The 3,205-nt window shown below is 63.2% G+C and carries 1 protein-coding gene; it reads left to right on the forward strand.

What is annotated here, in order from left to right; genetic code table 11:
- The coding region (locus tag AACY31_RS28350) for an amino acid adenylation domain-containing protein (RefSeq protein WP_339505591.1) at positions 1–3,205 on the forward strand (3,205 nt) is incomplete at both ends.

Below are 3,205 nucleotides of genomic sequence, written 5' to 3' on the forward strand. Positions count from 1 at the left end.
TATCGCACTGGCGACCTGGGCCGCTACCTGCCGGACGGCAACATCGAATACCTGGGCCGCAACGACGACCAGGTGAAGATCCGTGGTTTCCGCATCGAACTGGGCGAGATCGAAGCCAAGCTCGCCCAGGCGCCAAACATCAAGGAAACCGTAGTCCTGGCCCGCGAAGACATACCGGGCGACAAGCGCCTGGTGGCCTATTTCACCCAACACTCGCCGGACGAAGTCGTCGACATCGAAGCCCTGCGCACGCACCTGCAGGCGCAGTTGCCGGCCTATATGGTGCCCGTTGCCTATGTGCGGCTGGATGCCTTGCCGCTGACGCCGAACGGCAAGCTCGACCGCAAGGCCTTGCCGGCACCGGATCTCGACGCGCTGATCACCCGTGGCTACGAAGCCCCGCAAGGCGAGATCGAAACCACCCTGGCGCAGCTCTGGCAAGATTTGCTCAAGGTCGAACGCGTAGGCCGTCACGATCATTTCTTCGAGCTGGGCGGGCATTCGCTGCTGGCGGTCAGCTTGATCGAGCGGATGCGCCAGGCCGGCTTGAGCGCCGACGTGCGCGTACTGTTCGGCCAACCGACCCTCGCCGCGTTGGCGGCGGCAGTGGGGGGTGGCAGTGAAATCGACGTCCCGGCCAATGGCATCCCGTTCGGCTGCGAGCGGATCACGCCAGACATGCTGACGCTGACAAACCTTGACCAGGACGCTATCGACCGTATCGTGTCGACGGTGCCGGGTGGCGCCCGCAACGTGCAAGAAATCTACCCGGTGGCACCGTTGCAGGAAGGCATTCTTTACCATCACCTGTCGGCTGGGCAGGGCGATCCCTATGTCTTGCACGCGCAGTTTGCCTTTGACAACCGTGAGCGCCTCGACGCGTTCACCCAGGCCCTGCAAAGCGTCATCGATCGTCACGACATCTTGCGCACCGCCATCCTCTGGGAAGGTCTCGACGCGCCTCGACAAGTGGTCTGGCGCGAAGCGCGGCTGGGCCTTGAAGAGCTGGTGCTGGACCCGCAGGCCGGAGCGATCACCCAACAGCTGCAGCACCGATTCGACGTCCGGGACTACGCCCTTGATATGTCCCAGGCACCGCTGATGCGCCTGGCCTTTGCCCAAGACACACCCAACCAGCGCTGGGTGGCGATTTTGTTGTTCCATCACATCGCCCTCGATCATGCGGCGCTGAAAGTGGTACAGGCCGAGATGCAGGCATACCTGCTGGGGCAGGTCGGTCAACTGGACGTCCCGGTACCGTACCGCAACTACGTGGCCCAGGCTCGCTTGGGTGTGGATCATCAAGGGCAGGAAGCCTTCTTCCGCGACATGCTCGGCGACGTAGACGAACCCACGCTGCCGTTCGGTTTGCAGCCGGTGCAGGGTGACAGCGATGACATCGAGGATGCGAGCCTGCTGCTCGACAGCGATCTGAGTCGTCGGCTGCGGCGCCTGGCACGCCAGTCAGGCGTGGGCGTCGCTAGCTTGCATCACTTGGCCTGGGCACGCGTGCTGGGACAGGCGTCCGGCAAGCAGAACGTGGTGTTTGGTACGGTGCTGATGGGCCGGATGCAGGGCGGCCAGGGGGCTGACCGTGCCTTGGGCATGTTCATCAACACCTTGCCCCTTCGTGTGAGCGTGGGCGACCAGGCCGTCAAGACCGGCATCAAGGCGGTCCACGGGCAATTGACCGCACTGTTGGGGCATGAGCACGCCTCGTTGGCACTGGCCCAGCGTTGCAGCGGCGTGGCTGCGCCGCTGCCGCTGTTCAGCGCGTTGTTGAACTACCGCAACTCCAGCGAACAGACCGATACCGAGGCGGCATTGTCGGCCTGGCAGGGCATCGAGACACTGGGGGGCGAAGCACGTACCCACTACCCCTTGACGCTGTGTATCGACGACTTGGGTGAAAATTTCGCCCTGACCGTCCTGGCCACGAGCGGTGTCGGTGCGCAGCGAGTCTGTGCCTACATGGCAACCGCGCTGCAAAGCCTGGCCACGGCATTGGAATCCACCCCGGCATCGCGCTTGCAGGCCCTGGTGGTAGTGCCGCAGGCCGAGCGTCAACAGGTATTGATTGACTTCAACGCCACCACTCGCCGCTATCCCCAGGACGGGACCGTCCATGGCCTGTTCGAGGCGCAGGTCACGCAGCGTCCGCAAGCCATTGCGGCCGTACACAATGCCCAAAGTCTGACCTACGCCGAGTTGAACCACCGGGCCAATGGCCTGGCCCGTCATCTGGTCGACCTGGGTGTGCAACCGCGCGATCGAGTGGCGATTGCCCTGGAGCGTTCCATCGAGCTGTTGGTCAGCCAATTGGCGATTCTCAAATGTGCTGGCGTCTATGTACCGTTGGATGTCAGCGCGCCGCTGGAACGGCAACAGTTCATGGTGCAGGACAGCGGGGCTCAAGTCGTGCTGACGTCGAGCACGGCGCTAGCGCCTGAAGCCTCACAACGGCTGGACCTGGACACGCTGGTCCTCAATGAAACCGCCGATAACCTCGATCTGGTGCAAAGCAGCGAAGCGGTGGCCTACATCATGTACACCTCCGGTTCCACCGGCACGCCGAAAGGCGTGTTGGTGCCGCACCGGGCGATCAACCGACTGGTGATCAACAACGGTTACGCCGACTTCAACGCCGAGGACCGAGTCGCCTTTGCCTCCAACCCGGCCTTCGACGCCAGCACCCTCGACGTCTGGGCACCGTTGCTCAATGGCGGTTGCGTGGTGGTGGTCGACCAGGACGTGCTGCTGACACAAGACCGTTTTGCGGCGTTGCTGCAAGAACAGTCGGTCAGCGTATTGTGGATGACCGCCGGCCTGTTCCATCAATACGCCGCTGGACTGATGCCGGTGTTCGCTCAGTTGCGTTACCTGATCGTCGGTGGCGATGTGCTCGACCCGGCGGTGATCGGCCGCGTCCTGAAAGAGGGGGCACCGGCCCATCTGCTCAACGGCTACGGCCCGACCGAAGCCACCACCTTCACCACCACCCATGAAATCAAGCAGGTGGGCGAGGGCGGTATCCCGATTGGTCATCCGATTGGCAATACCCGCGTCTATGTGCTGGATGCCAACCAGCAACCCGTGCCCATCGGCGTGGCCGGCGAGTTGTACATCGGCGGCGATGGCGTGGCGAAAGGGTATTTGAATCGCCCTGAACTGACCGCCGAGAAGTTCGTTGCAGACCCGTTCAATG

The sequence above is a fragment of the Pseudomonas sp. RL_105y_Pfl2_101 genome (assembly GCF_963970585.1).
GTDB lineage: Bacteria > Pseudomonadota > Gammaproteobacteria > Pseudomonadales > Pseudomonadaceae > Aquipseudomonas.